The organism is Streptomyces sp. NPDC002602, from assembly GCF_042889445.1.
Classification (GTDB): Bacteria; Actinomycetota; Actinomycetes; order Streptomycetales; family Streptomycetaceae; genus Streptomyces.
Genome location: NZ_JBIAQX010000002.1, coordinates 452,712 through 470,478, shown reverse-complemented (window position 1 = coordinate 470,478; position 17,767 = coordinate 452,712). Strand labels below are relative to the sequence as shown.

The following is a 17,767-nucleotide window of genomic DNA, read 5'->3' as shown; positions in this document are numbered from 1 at the left end:
GGTGGGCCGGGGAAGGGCATCCCGATTTGAAAGGGGGGGTGCGGGCGCCGGTAACCTAAAGGCTTCGCCGTTCGTCCTCGTAATGAAGAGAGCACCGTGGCCGCCGACAAGATCGAAACCATCGTCAGCCTGAGCAAGCGCCGTGGCTTCGTTTTCCCGTGCAGTGAGATCTACGGCGGCTCCAAGGCCGCCTGGGACTACGGCCCGCTCGGTGTCGAGCTGAAGGAGAACATCAAGCGCCAGTGGTGGAAGGCCATGGTCACCGGGCGTGAGGACATCGTCGGTATCGACTCCTCCGTGATCCTGGCCCCCGAGGTGTGGGTGGCCTCCGGTCACGTCGCCACCTTCTCGGACCCGCTGACCGAGTGCACCTCCTGTCACAAGCGCCACCGCGCGGACCACCTGGAGGAGGCGTACGAGGCCAAGCACGGCCGCGTGCCCGCCAACGGTCTTGCCGACATCAACTGCCCCAACTGCGGCGTGAAGGGCCAGTTCACCGAGCCCAAGCAGTTCTCGGGCATGCTGGAGACCCACCTGGGCCCGACCCAGGACACCGGCTCCAAGGCGTACCTGCGCCCGGAGACCGCCCAGGGCATCTTCACCAACTTCGCCCAGGTGCAGACGACTTCCCGCAAGAAGCCCCCCTTCGGCATCGCGCAGATGGGCAAGTCCTTCCGCAACGAGATCACCCCCGGCAACTTCATCTTCCGCACGCGCGAGTTCGAGCAGATGGAGATGGAGTTCTTCGTCAAGCCGGGCGAGGACGAGCAGTGGCAGGAGTACTGGATGCAGGAGCGGTGGAACTGGTACCGCGACCTCGGCATCCGCGAGGAGAACATCCGCTGGTACGACCACCCGAAGGAGAAGCTGTCCCACTACTCGAAGCGCACCGCCGACATCGAGTACCGCTTCAACTTCGGTGGCAATGAGTTCTCCGAGCTCGAAGGCGTGGCCAACCGCACCGACTTCGACCTCAAGGCCCACTCCGCCGCCTCCGGCCAGGACCTGGTCTACTTCGACCAGGAGACCAAGGAGCGCTACACCCCGTACGTCATCGAGCCGGCGGCCGGCGTCAACCGCGCCATGCTCGCCTTCATGCTCGACGCGTACAACGAGGACGAGGCCCCGAACGCCAAGGGCGTCATGGAGAAGCGCGCCGTGATGCGCCTCGACCCGCGCCTGGCCCCGATCAAGGTCGCCGTCCTGCCGCTGTCCCGCAACGCGCAGTTGTCGCCGAAGGCCAAGGGCCTCGCCGCCGACCTGCGCAAGTTCTGGAACATCGAGTTCGACGACGCGGGCGCCATCGGCCGCCGCTACCGTCGCCAGGACGAGATCGGTACGCCGTTCTGCGTCACCGTCGACTTCGACACCCTGGACGACAACGCGGTGACCGTGCGCGAGCGCGACACCATGAAGCAGGAGCGCGTCTCCCTGGACCAGATCCAGAGCTACCTCGGCAGCCGTCTGCTCGGCTGCTAGTCGGCGATTGCCGGTCGGCGGATCCGCCGCCACGGCGTCGTCAGGGCGTCGCCGTCAGGGCCTCGTCGTCAGGGCGTCGCCGCAATGCCGGTGGCCCGGTGCGCGACGCGCACCGGGCCACCGGCATTTCTCCGTCTCCCCGTGGCGGGGCGCCTCAGGCCTGTGCGGTCCCGGCGTGCTGCTCGGCCGCAGTCGTCTCGGCGGCGGTCGTCTCGGCGGCGCGCCGTTCGCCCTCCGCCCGTGAACGCTTGCCGTAGAGGGCGGTCCAGACGCCCAGCAGGCCGAGCACCGTGTACATCGTGACGGGGCTGAGGACCACCATCGTGTCGGTGTCCAGCGCGTAGGTGAGGGCGATGCGGACCCCGGCCTCGACCAGGTAGGCCACGCCCCACACCGCGGTCATCACGATCATGGTCCGGCGGAAGCCCTCGTACTGCCACAGGCCGTTCCACCACACCGTGCTCTCGGGAGTACCGTCCGTGGCGAACTTGCGGCCGAAGTAGAACATCAGCGGCCTCGGTGCGAGCAGGGTGACGAGGCAGAGCACCCCGAACAACCCCGTCACCCCCGAGTCCTTGATCAGCAGGGCCCGGGCCGAGTGCGCGCCGATCAGCGAGACGACCGCCGTGATCACCAGGAAGACCAGGGTGACGATCGCGAACTCGTCGACCTTGCGGCGCCAGGCCAGGTGGACGGCGCTGTCGAGGACGGGCCACGCACTACTGATCAGCAGTGCGTCGAACTCTCTCCAGCCGTGGTCGTGCAACTGGTTGTAGGTGATGATCGGCGCGACCACGTTGAGCCCGATGGTCAGAATCCAGCCGAGCGCCGCGGCGCCGCCCGACCGGGCGGGTGGCGCGGGGCGGGTGCCCTGAGGTTCCGGAGCGGACAATGCTTCCCCCTGAGAAGTGCCTGACGGGTGTCTCGGGGAAGGTAGGGCAGGTCCCGGGGCCGGTGACAGGGTTCGCCGACTCAAATGATCACCAAGTCGAACGGAGCCGCCTGCTCCGCATCAACGTCGGCCGGATTGACGTCGGCCGGATCAACGTCGTCCGGATCGGGGGCAGCCGGGCGGTCCGCGGTCCGCGCTCGGGAGCCTGCGATCCGCGGTCTGTGATCCGGGGGCGTCGGGTCAGGCGCGCAGGCCCCGGATGACGAGCGAGGTGACCGCCTCGAACTCCGGGAGGATGGTCGGGGAGAGCCAGTCGGCGGCGTACTGCGGGTCATGGAACCGGCCCGTGGCGTCGAAGACGGCCCGCGCCGCGGCCGGCACGTCGGGCGCGGCCAGCGTCCCGGCCTCGACCCCGTCGGCGATGATCCGGACCAACTGCTCGATCAGCTCGCTCAGATGCCGGTCCACCACGCCGCTGTTCTCGGCGAGCAGCACGGTGTACGTCGCGAACAACTCCGGGTCGGCGCCCGCCTTCTTGCGCTTGGCCTCGAAGAGGGCCTCCAACCACGCCTCCAGTCTGGAGGGTGCCGTCTCGGCGGGGGCCGAGGCGATCTCCTCCAGCATCACGACGCTCTTGGCGAGCCAGCGGTCCGTGACGGCCTCGCGCAGCGCCGCCTTCGACGGGAAGTGGCGGTACACGCTGCCGTGGCTGACGCCAAGCGCGCGCGCCACGTCCACCACGGTCGCCTTGGTGGGGCCGAAGCGACGCAACACGTCCTCGGTGGTCTCGAGGATGCGCTCGGGAGTCAGGGGTTCGGCAGCAGCGGGGGGCATGAGTACGACCGTACAGCCGGCTCAGTGCTCACTGTCGAGGTGGGCCATCTGGGCCTCCGGGTATCGATCGCCGGCCGCCGCCCCGGCCGGGACCGCCTCCTCGATGGCGGTCAGGTCGGCGGTGGTCAGCTCCACGTCGAGGGCGCCCAGCGCCTCGTCGAGGCGGTCCCGGCGACGGGCGCCGACCAGCGGCACGATGTCCTCCCCGCGCGCGAGCACCCAGGCGATGGCGATCTGGGCGACGCTGACGCCCTTGCTGTCGGCGACCTTGCGCAGCGCGTCCACCAGGTCGAGGTTCCGGTCGAGGTTGTCGCCCTGGAAGCGGGGGCTCATCCCGCGGAAGTCGCCGGGGGCGAGCGCCCGGTCGCGACCGAAGTGGCCGCTGATCAGGCCCCGGGAGAGCACCCCGTACGCGGTGACGCCGATGCCCAGTTCGCGGGCGGTCGGCAGGATCTCCTCCTCGATGCCCCGCGAGATCAGCGAGTACTCGATCTGGAGGTCCGAGATCGGTGCGACGGCGGCGGCCCGGCGCAGGGTCTGCGCGCCGACCTCCGAGAGGCCGATGTGCCGCACGTGTCCGGCCTGGACGGCCTCGGCGATGGCGCCGACCGTCTCCTCGATGGGGACGTCCGGGTCCACGCGGGCGATCCGGTAGACGTCGACGTGGTCCCGGCCGAGCCGCTGGAGGGAGTAGGCGAGGAAGTTCCGGACGGCCTCGGGCCGGCCGTCGTACCCGGCGAAGCCGCCCTCGACCGTGCGCAGGGCTCCGAACTTCACGCTCGTCAGCGCCTGCTCGCGGGCTGCGGCGGGCGCGGTGCGCAGGGCCTCGTTGATCAGCAGTTCGTTGTGGCCCATGCCGTAGAAGTCGCCGGTGTCGAGCAGGGTGACGCCCGCGTCCAGGGCGGCATGGATGGTCGCGATCGACTCGCTCCGGTCGGCCTCGCCGTACAGGGCGGACATGCCCATGCAGCCCAGTCCCAGCGGGAAGACGGAGGGGCCGGTGGTGCCGAGGCGCCGGGGGGTGCGAGGAGTGACGGGGGCGTTCTGGTGAGTGGTCATGAAAAGAGAATGGCATGACGAGTGACAGATTTCAATATCTGTCACTCGTCAGCGTGACGGAGTCGCGGATCCGGATCCGGATCGAGGGTGGGCGGTCAGGAGGTCAGGCGCAGTGCCAGGGCTGCCGCCGAGAGCAGGGTGAGGACGGCCGCCGGGGCGAGGTCGAAGTCCTTGACGCGCAGGTGACTCACGACCGCGCCCACGAAGTAGAGGGTCACGCCGGCGGCGGCGGCCACGCCGAGGGGCGCCACCCACATGCCCGCGACCAGCCCCACCGCGCCGGCGGCCTTCAGTGCGGCCAGGACCGGCAGCAGGGAGTCCGGCACCGCCACCTTCCGCATGTTCGCGAGGACCGTCTCGTTGCGCCGGAGGGTGAGGGTCGCCGAGGCGGCGAGGACGAGGGCGAGCAGGCCGGCGACGGCGACGTAGGCGATGAACATGATGTACTCCAACGGTCGAATGTGTAGAACCATTGAATAGCATCAACGATCTGATGATCGCAATCATTTCATGAGCGCTACGATGTGGGCATGACGGCAGCACAGGACGCACCGAACCCGCCGCAGCGGCTGGGCCTGCTTCTCGCCTGGCACGGATCGGTCACCCAGACCCGCATGAAGAAGGCGCTCGGCGCGGCCGGGCTCACCCCCAGGCACGCCATGACGCTCATGCACCTGGAGAGCGGCCCCATCGGCCAGCGGGCGCTCGCGGCCCGGCTGGAGGTGGACCCGAGCGTGCTCGTCGGGATCCTGAACGACCTGGAGCGCGACGGTCTGGTGGAACGCCGACGCGACCCGGCCGACCGCCGCCGCCACAACGTGGCCATCACGGCCGCCGGCTCGGTCGCCCTCGGTGAGACGAACGCGGCCCTCGACGCCGTCGAGCTGGGCCTGTTCTCCGGCCTGTCCGGGGCCGACCAGGAAGCCCTGCGCGCGCTCCTGGCCCGGATCGACTCGCACGCCGACGACTTCGAGTGCGGGGAATAGGCCCCCGGGCACCCGCCGTACGGCAGGACGCGAGAGAGGCGAGCCGGTGCCGTGGCCGGAAGGGTTTGCCGGGTCGCGGTGTCCGGTGCGGTGCATCGCAAGGCGGAGGACTGCCTCGTGTACTGGACGTACGTGAGCGGTCCGACAATGCGGCGAGGTGCCGTGCCGGACACCGTGACCCGGGGAAGCTTTCAGGCCACAGCGCGCGCTAGGGGACCCGCGAGCCGACGTCGCGGCTCGGGGCCTCCAGGGTGCTCGCGGTGCGCAGGGCCGTCGCGCGGGCCCAGGGGCTCGTGGTCAGGAGGCCGAGCGCGAGGACGGACGCGCCGCAGAGCGTGATGATCCACCAGGCGGGCCGGGTCGCCTCCACGAAGCTCGCGCCGCCCGAGGTGCCGGCCGCCAGGACCGCGCCGATCACGGCGACGCCCAGGGTGGCCCCGGTCTGCCGGCTGGTGGAGGCCACCGCCGCCGCCACGCCCGCCTGGGCGCGCGGCATCCCGGAGACGGCCGTGTTGGTGATCGGTACGTTGACCATGCCGAAGCCGAGCCCGAAGAGCACGTAGCCGGCGAACATCAGCGGGGTCGAGGTCTCGGCCGAGAACGCCGCGAAGAGCAGCCCGCTCGCCGCCATCGTCACGCCGGCGATCGCCAGCGGCAGCCGCGGCCCGGAGCGGGCCAGGAGCCGCCCGGACACGGGCGCGCAGAGGAAGGCCATCGCGGCCATCGGCAGCATGTACAGCCCCGCGCCGAGGGCGTCGAGCTCGCGCACGTCCTGGAGGTAGAGGGTGTTCAGGAAGAGGAACCCGGACATGGCGGCGAAGGCGCTCACCGCGATCACCGTCGCTCCGCTGAACGGGGCGCTGCGGAAGAACCGGGGGTCGATCAGCGGCTCCGCCCGGCGGCTCTCGTGCAGCAGCAGCCACACCAGGGTGACCACGGCGGTCAGCGCGCAGCCGATGACCAGCGGCGAGGTCCAGCCGGCGGCCGGGGCCTCGATGATCCCGTACGTCACCGAACCCAGCAGGGCCATGACGAGCAGTTGGCCCACCGGGTCCGGGCGGCGCGCGTGTTCGGCCCGGGACTCCGGGACGTAGCGCAGGGTCAGGACGAGGGCGAGCAATCCGATCGGGAGGTTGAGCCAGAAGATGGAGCGCCAGCCGACGGTGTCCACGAGCAGCCCGCCGATCAGCGGCCCGGCGGCCATCGAGATGCCGACGACGGCGCCCCACACGCCGATGGCGCGGGCGCGTTCCTTCGGGTCCGTGAAGGTGTTGGTGATGATCGACATGGCGACCGGGTTGAGCATCGAGCCGCCCACGGCCTGGAGCATGCGGAAGACGATCAGCCATTCCAGGCTCGGCGCGAGCGAGCACAGCAGGGAGCCCGCGGTGAAGAGCACCAGCCCGAGGGCGAAGATCCTGCGGCGCCCGAGCCGGTCCCCGGTGGATCCCGCCAGCATCAGCAGCGAGGCCAGTACGAGGGTGTACGCGTCGATCGTCCACTGCATCCCCGCGACCGAGGCGTCCAGGTCGTGCCGGATGGCGGGCAGGGCGACGTTGAGGACGGTGGTGTCGAGACTGACGATGAGCAGGCTCATGCAGCAGATCGCCAAGACGAGAGTGCGCCGCCTGGGGCTCAAGTCACGCATGCTGCCGATAGTACGACTAACTAACGACATGCGTGATGCGACAATGGGCGGATGACCACGCTTCCTCCGCCTCTCGCGATCGGCCCGCACACCGTGCAGCCCCCGGTGGTGCTCGCGCCGATGGCCGGCATCACCAATGCCCCGTTCCGTACCCTCTGCCGCGAGTTCTCGGGCGGCAAGGGGCTGTTCGTGAGCGAGATGATCACGACCCGCGCCCTGGTCGAGCGCAACGACAAGACCATGCAACTGATCCACTTCGACGAGACCGAGAAACCTCGCTCGATTCAGCTGTACGGGGTGGACCCCGTCACGGTCGGCAAGGCCGTCCGCATGATCGTCGAAGAGGACCGGGCCGACCACATCGACCTCAACTTCGGTTGCCCCGTCCCCAAGGTCACCCGCAAGGGTGGCGGCTCCGCGCTCCCGTACAAGCGCAACCTGCTGCGCGCGATCCTGCGCGAGGCCGTCGCGGGCGCCGGGGACCTGCCCGTCACCATGAAGATGCGCAAGGGCATCAACGACGACCACCTCACCTACCTCGACGCCGGTCGGATCGCCGTCGAGGAGGGCGTGACCGCCATCGCCCTGCACGGGCGCACCACCGCCCAGCACTACGGCGGCACCGCCGACTGGGACGCCATCGCGCGGCTCAAGGAGCACGTGCCGGAGATCCCGGTGCTCGGCAACGGCGACATCTGGTGCGCCGAGGACGCGTTGCGCATGGTGCGCGAGACCGGCTGCGACGGCGTGGTCGTCGGGCGCGGCTGCCTGGGGCGGCCGTGGCTGTTCAACGACCTGGTGGCGGCCTTCGAGGGGCGCCCCGAGGACTTCCACAAGCCGACGCTGCGCGAGGTCGCGACCACGATGGTCCGGCATGCCCAACTGTTGGGGGAGTGGATCGGCGACGAGGCGCGCGGGGTGATCGACTTCCGTAAGCACGTGGCCTGGTACCTCAAGGGCTTCGCCGTCGGATCCGAGATGCGGGGCAGGCTCGCGGTCACGTCTTCCCTGGCCGAGCTGGGTGCTCATCTGAGCGAGCTGGATCTGGATCAAGGTTGGCCCGAGAGCGCCGACGGTCCGCGCGGTCGGACGTCCGGAAACAACCGAGTTGTCCTGCCCGAGGGCTGGTTGAACGATCCTTACGACTGCGCCGGCGTCGGCGAGGAAGCCGAGCTGGACACGTCAGGAGGCTGACAAATCGCCCTCGGCGCCGCGTGATATACGCCACGCAAGGGGCAGGTTTCGCTCAGATGAGCGCAGAAGTCACGGGTAAGACTTTCAAAGGGTGGCACTGGGTGCCACCCTTTGTGCGTTCAACTCTTGAACGCAAATGTATCGATGATCGCTCATCCGAGCGTGATCAAGCCTCAATCGACCCCTCTGTCTTCGAGATCCGAACACTCTTCGTACTTTCGCATTACTCATCGGTTACTTTCGAATGGCTGGCGCACGGGTGGTTACGGCCGTATGACGACCAAGTGGACGTACCCAGAAGCCTTCGATCTGGGTATGTTCCTGGCCGTCAGGGCAGCCACCGAGTCCTCGAGGAGTCGAGACCCGTGTCGGAAAACAAAGATCAGAAGCTCGTCTACGACTTCACCGAGGGCAACCGGGACCTCAAGGACCTTCTCGGCGGCAAGGGAGCCAACCTCGCCGAGATGACCAACCTCGGTTTGCCGGTCCCCCCCGGCTTCACCATCACCACCGAGGCCTGCAAGGTCTACCTCGAAAGCGGCGAGGCCCCGGCCGAGCTGCGCGACGAGGTCAGCGCGCACCTCGCCGCCCTCGAGGCGAAGATGGGCAAGAAGCTCGGGCAGTCGGACGACCCGCTGCTGGTCTCCGTGCGCTCCGGCGCGAAGTTCTCGATGCCCGGCATGATGGACACCGTCCTGAACATCGGTCTCTCCGACGACTCCGTGACCGGCCTCGCCTCCCAGTCCGGCGACGAGCGCTTCGCCTGGGACTCCTACCGCCGCCTCATCCAGATGTTCGGCAAGACCGTCCTGGGTGTCGAGGGCGAGCTGTTCGAGGACGCGCTGGAGGCCGCCAAGGCCGCCAAGAAGGTCACCGTCGACACCGACCTCGACGCCGCCGACCTGAAGAAGCTCGTCAAGCAGTTCAAGAAGATCGTCGCGAGCGAGGCCGGCCGGGAGTTCCCGCAGGACCCCCGCGAGCAGATGGACCTCGCCGTCGAGGCGGTCTTCGACTCCTGGAACACCGACCGCGCCAAGCTCTACCGCCGCCAGGAGCGCATCCCCGGCGACCTGGGCACCGCGGTCAACATCTGCTCCATGGTCTTCGGCAACCTGGGCCCCGACTCCGGCACCGGCGTCGCCTTCACCCGCGACCCGGCCAGCGGCCACCAGGGCGTCTACGGCGACTACCTGCAGAACGCCCAGGGCGAGGACGTGGTCGCGGGCATCCGCAACACCGTCCCGCTGGCGGACCTGGAGGGCATCGACAAGGCCTCCTACGACCAGCTCATGACGATCATGGAGACGCTGGAGACCCACTACAAGGATCTCTGCGACATCGAGTTCACCATCGAGCGCGGCCAGCTGTGGATGCTCCAGACCCGCGTCGGCAAGCGCACCGCAGGCGCCGCGTTCCGCATCGCCACGCAGCTCGTGGACCAGGGCCTGATCGACGAGGCCGAGGCCCTCCAGCGCGTCACCGGCCACCAGCTCGCGCAGCTGATGTTCCCGCGCTTCGACGAGGACGCCAAGACCACCCTGCTGGGCCGCGGCATCGCCGCCTCCCCGGGCGCGGCCGTCGGCAAGGCCGTCTTCGACTCGTACACGGCCGTCAAGTGGTCCCGCTCGGGCGAGAAGGTCATCCTGATCCGCCGCGAGACCAACCCCGACGACCTGGACGGCATGATCGCCTCCGAGGGCATCCTGACCTCGCGCGGCGGCAAGACCTCGCACGCCGCCGTCGTGGCCCGCGGCATGGGCAAGACCTGTGTCTGCGGCGCCGAGGAGCTCGACGTCGACACGAAGCGCCGTCGGATGACGGTCGGCGACACGGTCATCGAAGAGGGCGACGTCGTCTCCATCGACGGCTCCACCGGCAAGGTCTACCTCGGTGAGGTACCCGTCGTACCGTCCCCGGTCGTCGAGTACTTCGAGGGCCGCATGCACGCCGGCGCCGACGACGCCGACGAACTGGTCGCCGCCGTGCACCGGATCATGGCGTACGCGGACCGCGTCCGCCGGCTGCGGGTGCGCGCCAACGCCGACAACGCCGAGGACGCGCTGCGCGCCCGCCGCTTCGGCGCCCAGGGCATCGGCCTGTGCCGCACCGAGCACATGTTCCTCGGCGAGCGCCGTGAACTGGTGGAGCGACTGATCCTCGCGGACACCGACGGCGAACGCGAAGAGGCACTCAGTGCCCTGCTGCCGCTGCAGAAGAAGGACTTCGTCGAGCTGTTCGAGGCCATGGACGGCCTGCCCGTCACCGTCCGCCTCCTGGACCCGCCGCTGCACGAGTTCCTGCCCGACATCACCGAGCTGTCGGTCCGCGTCGCCCTCGCCGAGTCCCGCAAGGACGCCAACGAGAACGACCTGCGCCTGCTCCAGGCCGTGCACAAGCTGCACGAGCAGAACCCGATGCTGGGCCTGCGCGGTGTCCGCCTCGGCCTGGTCATCCCGGGTCTGTTCAAGATGCAGGTCCGGGCCATCGCCGAGGCCGCCGCCGAGCGCAAGAACGCCAAGGGCGACCCGCGCGCCGAGATCATGGTCCCGCTCGTCGGCACCGTCCAGGAGCTGGAGATCGTCCGCGACGAGGCCGACCAGGTCATCGCCGAGGTCGAGGCCGCCACCGGCACCCGCCTCAAGCTGAGCATCGGCACCATGATCGAGCTGCCGCGCGCCGCGCTGACCGCCGGTCAGATCGCCGAGGCCGCGCAGTTCTTCTCCTTCGGCACGAACGACCTGACCCAGACGGTGTGGGGCTTCTCCCGCGACGACGTCGAGGCCAGCTTCTTCACCGCCTACCTGGAGAAGGGCATCTTCGGGGTCTCGCCCTTCGAGACCATCGACAAGGACGGCGTGGGCGCGCTGGTCCGCAGCGCCGTCGAGGCCGGCCGGGCCACCCGCCCCGACCTCAAGCTCGGCGTCTGCGGCGAGCACGGCGGCGACCCCGAGTCGGTGCACTTCTTCCACGAGGTCGGACTGGACTACGTCTCCTGCTCGCCGTTCCGGATCCCGGTGGCGCGCCTGGAAGCGGGCCGCGCCGCCGCCGAGTCCAAGGGCTCGGACAGCCGCTGAGTCCTCCCTGAGCCGGGTTCCGGAACGGCTCGGTCGGGCACGAACCCTTCCGAGTCGAACCGGTTCCCAAGGCCGCGCCCGTCCCCGGGATTCCTGACCACCGGGGCCGGGCGCGGCCTGCTTTCGCACCACGCATATTCACCGGGCCTTTACGGCACCAGGCGGTGGACGGATCCCCACCCGTCCACCGCCTGCCGCCTATCCGCCGGACACGTCGGCGCTTCCCGGTGCGACCGACCGCCAGGCCCCGCAAAGCCCCCCACGGCCTTCACGGAGCGTTTCGGTCGCACTGGAGTGTGCCCGGCGGAGTACAGGATTTCGGTTGTCACGCCCCCGCCGAAAGGGGTTTCAACTGTGGCCGAAAGGGCGTGGTGACCACGTGTGACGGCATGCATACTCATGGGGCGGGGGGATTGCGGTTGCACAGGTGGGGGTTCGGTGCTTCGTATCCATTTCACGGGAGTGGACCTCGCACGCGTACGGATGGCAGCACGTCCCGATGCGTTGTGGGAAACGATTCTCAGTTTTCACCGTTTAAGGGACCGGCGCGATGCCCGGCTGTTCGGTGAATGGCGTACGGAAACCCGGAGCCGGTTGAATGGTGAAACAAGGCTCCTCGGCGCGCTGATACCGGGGCGCGGCTATTTCCCGGATTTCCTGACTCCGGTAGAGGGTCAGTACGGGTGGGACGTGGGCCTCGACGCCCTGCGCGGGATCCGTCCCGAACGCATGCGGCGGGAGCTGTCGCTGCTGGGCACCGGAGGCGGCTTCGGAGCGGCCTTCGGCATGCCCTCGGGCGTGAGCGACGGCGCCGACACGATGGTCCCGCGACGCCTGCGGGAGTTCATGGACGGCGGGACCAAGCACCTGCCGAGGCTGCTGGCGGAGCTCCGCGGATACCACCGGGCGGCCGTCGAGCCGTACTGGACGCACATCCAGGCGCAGATCGAGGCCGAGCGGGCCGCCCGGGGCCGGGACCTGCTCGACGGCGGCGCGGACGAGCTGCTGGCCTCGCTGCCGCCGATGCTGCGCTGGCGCGCCCCGGTCCTGGAGTGCGACTACCCCGTGGACCGGGACGTGCGGCTGCGGGGGCGCGGGCTGCTGCTCCAGCCGTCCTTCTTCTGCCGGCGCACGGCGGTGACCCTGCAGGACCCGGAACTGCCCCCGGTGCTCGTCTACCCGGCGGCGGCCCAGCTCGTCTCGACGACGCCCGGGGGCGAGGTCACCCGGCCGGTGGAGGAGCACCGCCAGCGCACCCTGGGCAAGCTGGTCGGACACACCCGCTCGGTGGTGCTGCGGGCCATCGGCGACGGCGCCACCACCAGTGAACTGGCCCGCCGGGCCGGGGTCTCGCTGGCCTCGGCGAGCCAGCACGCCTGTGTGATGCGCGAGGCGGGCCTGGTCACCACCCTGCGCCGGGGCAACGCCGTGCTGCACACGGTGACCCCGCTGGGCGCGGCCCTGCTCAAGGGCGGGGCCGTGGCGTCCTGAGGCCCGGTACGGCCGGACGGGCCGGGTTCGCACCCGTCCCGGTCCGGCCGCGGGGGACCGGAGCCGCCCGCCGGAGCTCCGGGGCCCGGGTCCTACACGCGGAAGGGGCCCGAGACCTCGTAGGTGATGCCGCCGGAGGAGCTGCCGCTCGTGCCGCGCTGACTGCTGAAGTACAGGCGGTCGCCCGCGGGGGAGAAGGCCGGGCCGGTGATCTCCGAGGAGGACTGGCCGGTGATCCGCAGGAAGGGGGCCACCACGTCGTCCGGGGTGATCACGCAGATCTCCATGTTGCCGCCGTCCTCGGCCACGTACAGATCGCCGTGGGAGGACCCGGTGACGTTGTCCACGCCGGTCAGCGGGGCCGCCCCGCCGGGGACCAGCGAGTCGTCGTAGGTCAACTCGTAGGTGCCGGCGGCGAGGTTCAACCGCCAGACCCGGTTGTCGCCCTTGGTGGTGAACCAGACCGTGTCGTTCGCGTAGTGGCAGCCCTCGCCGCCGTTGAACTTCTTGGCGCCGGAGACCTGGCTGCGGGTGACGGTCGGGGAGCCGTCCGGGTCGGGGACGCCGGCCCAGGTGAAGGAGCCGGAGGTGGCGCTGCCGGCCTTCAGGACCTGGAGGGTGCCGGCGGAGAGGTCGCCCCAGGTGGTGGGGACGAAGCGGTAGAAGCAGCCGTTCGTCTCGTCCTCGGTCAGGTAGATCACCTTCCGGACGGGGTCGGCGGCGGCGGCCTCGTGCTTGAAGCGGCCCAGCGCGGGCCGCTGGACGGAGGTGTTGATCCCGTACGGGTCGGTCTCGTACACGAAGCCGCGGTCGACCTCCTCGCAGGACAGCCAGGTGTTCCAGGGGGTCTTGCCGCCGGCGCAGTTCTGCCGGGTGCCGGAGAGGATCCGGTAGGCGCCGGTGACGGTGCCCGAGGCGTTGAAGCGCACGGCGCTCGCGCCGCCGCTCGGGTTGATCTCCGAGTTCGACACGTAGATCCATCCGGTGGCGTCGGCGAAGCAGGCGCCGCCGTCGGGAGCCTGGTGCCAGGTGTACGAGGTGCCGCCGACGACCTGCCCGGAGCGGGCGACGACGCGGCCGGTGAAACCGGCGGGCAGCATGATGCCGTTGGCGTCGGCCGCGCCGAGCGCCCCGTAGGGTCCGGCGCCGGGCTGGGCGGGGGCGGCGTGGGCGGCCCCGCGCGTCAGTGTGCCGGCGAAGGCGGCGGCCGAGGAGCCGATGACGGCGCCGCGCAGGAAGGTACGACGTTCCACGGTCACTCCTGGGGGAGACGGGCCTCGTCGTCCGGGTGGGCGGCGAGGTCGCACGCGTCGAGGAACCTAGAGGCGTCGAGTTGACGTGACGTCAATTCCTCATGACGCGGGAGCGACCTGCGCGAGGTCAATCCCCCGGCCGGGACTTCGGGGGACTCGGAGGCGCCCCGTCGGGCGCACCTCCGGCCGCGGGTCCGCCCGCGACGGCGCCCCGGACGGCCGTCCGGGGCGCGCTCGCGTCCCCCGTACGAGGAATCCTGGAAAGTTCTCGCCGGGACCGATGAGTTTCCGCGGCGCCCGCGGTCTATCCCTCGAACGCAGCGAAAAACGCTGCGGCGCCCGCGAGAGAAGAGAGACCGAGATGTCCTCCACCATGATCTTCGTCAACCTGCCGGTCAAGGACCTCGACGCCAGCAAGGCCTTCTGGGGCAAGCTCGGCTACTCCTTCAACGCCCAGTTCAGCGACGAGAACTGCGCCTCGATGGTCATCAGCGACACGATCGTCGCGATGCTCCTCACCGAGGCCCGCTTCAAGGACTTCACCCACAAGGCGATCACCGACACCTCCACCAGCACCGAGGTGCTGCTGTGTCTGAACGCCGAGAGCCGCGCCGCGGTGGACGAGCTCGTCGACGGGGCCCTCGGCGCGGGCGCCACCGAGCCGCGCGCCGCCCAGGACCACGGCATCATGTACGGCCGCGCCTTCGAGGACCTCGACGGCCACACCTGGGAGATCATGTGGATGGACCCGGCGATGATCCAGGGCTGAACCTCAGACGGAGACCGCGACGGTCCCGGTCGACAGCGCGAAAGCGGCGGCAGGCGTCCCGGCGGGCGCGGAGGTCGCGGGCGCCTCGGAGGCCGCCGGCGCCTCGGATGTCACCGGCGTCGCGGAGGTCACCGGCGCCTCGGGGATGGCAGGAGTCGCGGAGGTCGCGGTGGTCCGCACCGGGTAGGTACGGACCACCACCTCCTCGTCGTCCAGGCAGCGCCCCGATTCCAGGTCGAAACGCTGCTTCAGCAGGGGCGACGCCACGAAGGCCCTGCCCCGCGCGCACCCCACCAGCCCCCGCGACAGCACGTGCGCGCCGGTGAAGGGGTCCTGGTTGCCGATGGCGTACGGGCGCCCCGCGCGGTCGACGAACACCGCCGCCTGACTGCCGTCGGGCAGCAGCGCCGCGACGCCGCGCCCCGGCACGAGCGAGGACAGCTCGCACACGGCGAGCCAGTGATCGTCCAGCCTCAGTTCCACGGTCATCGGGTGCCTCCCACGGGCTCCAGGGTCAGGATCGCCAGGTCGGGCTTGACCTGGTCGCGTTCGGGTACGAAGCGCACCGTCGGGTCGGGGGCGCCGGGCGCGTTGACGAAGGACACGAACCGGCCCAGACGCTCCGGGTCCTGGAGCGTCTCGGCCCATTCGTCGCGGTAGTGCGCGACGTGGTCGGCCATCAGCGCCTCCAACTCGGCGCACAGCCCGAGCGAGTCGTGCACGATCACGTCCCGCAGGTGGTCGAGGCCGCCCTCCAGCCGCTCCAGCCAGGTGGAGGTGCGCTCCAGCCGGTCGGCCGTGCGGATGTAGAACATCAGGAACCGGTCGATGAGCCGGACGAGTTCGGCGTCGGACAGGTCCTGGGCCAGCAGGTCGGCGTGGCGCGGGGTGGCCCCGCCGTTGCCGCCGACGTAGAGGTTCCAGCCGCTCGCGGTGGCGATGACCCCGAAGTCCTTGCTCTGTGCCTCCGCGCACTCGCGGGCGCAGCCGGACACCGCCGACTTCAGCTTGTGCGGGGCCCGCAGACCCCGGTAGCGCAACTCCAGGTCGATGGCCATCCGGACGCTGTCCTGCACCCCGTAGCGGCACCAGGTCTGCCCGACGCAGGACTTCACCGTCCGCAGGGCCTTGCCGTAGGCGTGCCCCGACTCGAAGCCCGCGTCCACCAGCCGTGCCCAGATCCTCGGGAGCTGGTCCACGCTCGCCCCGAACAGGTCGATGCGCTGCCCGCCGGTGATCTTCGTGTAGAGGCCGAAGTCGCGGGCCACCTCGCCGATCACGATCAGCTTGTCGGGGGTGATCTCCCCGCCGGGGATGCGCGGGACGACCGAGTACGAGCCGTTGCGCTGGAGGTTCGCCAGGAAGTGGTCGTTGGTGTCCTGGAGGGCGGCTTGCTCCCCGTCGAGGACGTAGCCGCTCGCGCCGAGCGTCGGGGCCAGGGAGGCGATGATCGACCCGACGGTCGGCTTGCAGATCTCGCAGCCGTCGCCGCCCCGGGCGCCCTCGCGGCCGTGGGCGTCCAGGATCTCCCGGTACGAGGTCAGCCGGCGGGTGCGGACGATCTCGTACAACTCGGCTCGGCTGAACGGGAAGCAACCGCACAGTCCCTTGTCGGCGGCGGCCGGCAGCAACTGCCCGATGACCTTGAGGCAACTGCCGCAGCCGGTGCCCGCCTTGGTGCACTTCTTGACCTCGGGCAGGTCGGCGCAGGCGGTGATGGCCTGCTTCGTGACGTTGTGGCAGGAGCAGATCACCGCGCCGTCCGGGAGCGCCGACGGGCCGAGCGCGACGGGCGCGCCGACTCCCGCCGGCAGCACCAACTGCTCGGGGGTGACGGGCGGCACGCTGCCGGTGAGGGGGCGCAGCAGCCCGTACGCGTCCGCGTCCCCGACCAGGACCCCGCCGAGCAGCACCCCGTCGGGGGCGACGACCAGCTTCTTGTAGACGCCCGACCGGGCGTCGGAGTAGACGACGTCGAGGCAGCCCGGGGTGGTGCCGTGCGCGTCACCGAACGAGGCCACGTCCACGCCGAGCAGCTTGAGCTTGGTGGACAGGTCGGCGCCGGTGAACTCCTTCTCCCGGCCGAGCAGGTCGTCGGCCGCCGTCTCGGCCATCTCGTAGCCGGGGGCCACCAGCCCGTAGACCCGGCCGTCGGAGGCCAGCGCGCACTCGCCGATGGCGTAGACGCGCGGGTCGGAGGTGCGGCAGCGGGCGTCGACACGGACCCCGCCGCGCTCCCCGACGGTCAGTCCGCTGTCACGGGCGAGCTGGTCGCGGGGGCGGACCCCGGCGGAGAAGACCACCAGTTCCGTGTCCACGGTGGAGCCGTCGGACAGCCTCATGCCGGTGACCGAACCGTCCTCGCCGGTGAGCACCTCCTGGGTGCCGACGCCGGTGTGCACCGTCAGCCCCATGTTCTCGATGGTGCGCAGCAGCGCCCCGCCGCCGCCGTCGTCGATCTGCACGGGCATCAGGCGCGGGGCGAACTCCACGATGCGGGTGACCAGCCCCAGGCCCTGGAGGGCGCCCGCGGCCTCCAGTCCGAGGAGCCCGCCGCCGACGACCGCGCCCGCGGTGCGGGTCCTCGCGTACTCCTCGATGGCCAACAGGTCCTCGATGGTGCGGTACACGAAGCAGCCGGGGGCGTCCTTGCCGGGCACGGGCGGCACGAAGGGGAAGCTGCCGGTCGCCAGGACGAGCACGTCGTACGGGAACACCCGCCCCGAACGGGACACCACGGTGCGGGCCTCGCGGTCGATGCGCTCGGCCGGGTCGCCGAGGCGCAGGTCGATGCCGTGCTCGGCCATGAAACCGTCCGGGACCATCGACAGGTCCTCGGCGGTGCTGCCGGAGAAGTAGGAGGTCAGGTGGACCCGGTCGTAGGCGGGCCGGGGCTCCTCGCAGAGCACCGTGACGCGGTGCGTGGCCGTCGCCCCGCGCTCGGCGAGGGCCTCAAGGTACCGCTGGCCGACCATGCCGTGGCCGATGAGCACGATGGCGGGGGTGGGCGTGGGCGTGGCTGCGGCCATGATCGGGAGCCTCCGTCGTCGGTGGGCGGGTCGGTGGGCAGGGGGGACGGGCCGCTGCG

The 17,767-nt window shown here is 70.5% G+C and carries 13 protein-coding genes and 1 pseudogene; 6 read left to right on the top strand and 8 right to left on the bottom strand.

Annotated features, from left to right (window positions below):
• Nucleotides 1–96 precede the first annotated feature (96 nt).
• Nucleotides 97–1,479 (top strand): glycine--tRNA ligase, encoded by a 1,383-nt coding sequence (locus ACFYW3_RS07520; protein WP_351375964.1) that lies wholly within the window; start codon nucleotides 97–99, stop codon nucleotides 1,477–1,479.
• Between the two features lie 154 nt (nucleotides 1,480–1,633).
• On the opposite strand, the gene ACFYW3_RS07515 is transcribed toward ACFYW3_RS07520, so the two are convergent.
• From ACFYW3_RS07515 to ACFYW3_RS07500, 4 genes are all read right to left on the bottom strand, one after another.
• A complete protein-coding gene (locus tag ACFYW3_RS07515; protein ID WP_389385809.1) occupies nucleotides 1,634–2,371 on the bottom strand; it encodes a VC0807 family protein in 738 nt (245 codons plus the stop codon).
• 240 nt (nucleotides 2,372–2,611) lie between these two features.
• Nucleotides 2,612–3,205 carry a TetR family transcriptional regulator gene (locus ACFYW3_RS07510; protein ID WP_389385808.1) on the bottom strand — a complete coding sequence of 198 codons (594 nt, stop codon included), beginning with the start codon at nucleotides 3,203–3,205 and terminating at the stop codon, nucleotides 2,612–2,614.
• Nucleotides 3,206–3,226: 21 nt separating this feature from the next.
• Nucleotides 3,227–4,264, bottom strand: a complete 1,038-nt coding sequence (locus tag ACFYW3_RS07505; RefSeq protein WP_389385807.1) for an aldo/keto reductase — start codon at nucleotides 4,262–4,264, stop codon at nucleotides 3,227–3,229.
• Nucleotides 4,265–4,359: 95 nt separating this feature from the next.
• On the bottom strand, nucleotides 4,360–4,716 hold the full coding sequence (locus tag ACFYW3_RS07500; protein ID WP_389385806.1) for a DoxX family protein: 357 nt from the start codon (nucleotides 4,714–4,716) through the stop codon (nucleotides 4,360–4,362).
• Nucleotides 4,717–4,794: 78 nt separating this feature from the next.
• Between ACFYW3_RS07500 and ACFYW3_RS07495 the strand changes: the two genes are divergently transcribed.
• Nucleotides 4,795–5,250, top strand: coding sequence for a MarR family winged helix-turn-helix transcriptional regulator (locus tag ACFYW3_RS07495; protein WP_351756019.1), 456 nt, complete (start codon nucleotides 4,795–4,797; stop codon nucleotides 5,248–5,250).
• 208 nt (nucleotides 5,251–5,458) lie between these two features.
• On the opposite strand, the gene ACFYW3_RS07490 is transcribed toward ACFYW3_RS07495, so the two are convergent.
• On the bottom strand, nucleotides 5,459–6,898 hold the full coding sequence (locus tag ACFYW3_RS07490; RefSeq protein WP_389385805.1) for an MFS transporter: 1,440 nt from the start codon (nucleotides 6,896–6,898) through the stop codon (nucleotides 5,459–5,461).
• Nucleotides 6,899–6,949: 51 nt separating this feature from the next.
• Here ACFYW3_RS07490 and dusB point away from each other — a divergent pair, with 51 nt between their 5' ends.
• The 3 genes from dusB (at nucleotide 6,950) to ACFYW3_RS07475 (ending at nucleotide 12,657) form a co-directional block, all read left to right on the top strand.
• Nucleotides 6,950–8,092, top strand: coding sequence for a tRNA dihydrouridine synthase DusB (gene dusB / locus ACFYW3_RS07485; protein ID WP_351375984.1), 1,143 nt, complete (start codon nucleotides 6,950–6,952; stop codon nucleotides 8,090–8,092).
• A gap of 365 nt (nucleotides 8,093–8,457) precedes the next feature.
• Nucleotides 8,458–11,166: a pyruvate, phosphate dikinase gene (gene ppdK / locus ACFYW3_RS07480; protein WP_053681959.1), complete on the top strand. Its 2,709-nt coding sequence runs from the start codon at nucleotides 8,458–8,460 to the stop codon at nucleotides 11,164–11,166.
• 438 nt (nucleotides 11,167–11,604) lie between these two features.
• Nucleotides 11,605–12,657 (top strand): helix-turn-helix domain-containing protein, encoded by a 1,053-nt coding sequence (locus tag ACFYW3_RS07475; protein ID WP_351756025.1) that lies wholly within the window; start codon nucleotides 11,605–11,607, stop codon nucleotides 12,655–12,657.
• A gap of 92 nt (nucleotides 12,658–12,749) precedes the next feature.
• Here ACFYW3_RS07475 and ACFYW3_RS07470 read toward each other — a convergent pair whose 3' ends face one another.
• Nucleotides 12,750–13,910: an alkaline phosphatase PhoX gene (locus ACFYW3_RS07470; protein WP_389385804.1), complete on the bottom strand. Its 1,161-nt coding sequence runs from the start codon at nucleotides 13,908–13,910 to the stop codon at nucleotides 12,750–12,752.
• Nucleotides 13,911–14,271: 361 nt separating this feature from the next.
• Between ACFYW3_RS07470 and ACFYW3_RS07465 the strand changes: the two genes are divergently transcribed.
• The gene (locus ACFYW3_RS07465) at nucleotides 14,272–14,679 is read left to right on the top strand and encodes a VOC family protein (RefSeq protein WP_053681958.1); all 408 of its coding nucleotides are present in this window, start codon (nucleotides 14,272–14,274) and stop codon (nucleotides 14,677–14,679) included.
• Between the two features lie 174 nt (nucleotides 14,680–14,853).
• Here the strand turns inward: ACFYW3_RS07465 and nirD are convergent.
• Both nirD and nirB read right to left on the bottom strand, forming a co-directional pair.
• Nucleotides 14,854–15,168 (bottom strand): annotated as a pseudogene (nirD, locus tag ACFYW3_RS07460) (nitrite reductase small subunit NirD); the annotation flags it as partial.
• On the bottom strand, nucleotides 15,165–17,708 hold the full coding sequence (nirB, locus tag ACFYW3_RS07455; RefSeq protein ID WP_389385803.1) for a nitrite reductase large subunit NirB: 2,544 nt from the start codon (nucleotides 17,706–17,708) through the stop codon (nucleotides 15,165–15,167). The pseudogene nirD and the gene nirB, both read right to left, overlap by 4 nt.
• Nucleotides 17,709–17,767 lie beyond the last annotated feature (59 nt).

Bases quoted from the DNA above. Each gene is read 5' to 3' on its own strand.
- ACFYW3_RS07510 (WP_389385808.1), bottom strand. From the start codon at position 3,205: ATGCCCCCCGCTGCTGCCGAACCCCTGACTCCCGAGCGCATCCTCGAG.
- nirB (WP_389385803.1), bottom strand. From the start codon at position 17,708: ATGGCCGCAGCCACGCCCACGCCCACCCCCGCCATCGTGCTCATCGGC.
- dusB (WP_351375984.1), top strand. From the start codon at position 6,950: ATGACCACGCTTCCTCCGCCTCTCGCGATCGGCCCGCACACCGTGCAG.
- ACFYW3_RS07495 (WP_351756019.1), top strand. From the start codon at position 4,795: ATGACGGCAGCACAGGACGCACCGAACCCGCCGCAGCGGCTGGGCCTG.
- ACFYW3_RS07505 (WP_389385807.1), bottom strand. From the start codon at position 4,264: ATGACCACTCACCAGAACGCCCCCGTCACTCCTCGCACCCCCCGGCGC.
- ACFYW3_RS07465 (WP_053681958.1), top strand. From the start codon at position 14,272: ATGTCCTCCACCATGATCTTCGTCAACCTGCCGGTCAAGGACCTCGAC.
- ACFYW3_RS07490 (WP_389385805.1), bottom strand. From the start codon at position 6,898: ATGCGTGACTTGAGCCCCAGGCGGCGCACTCTCGTCTTGGCGATCTGC.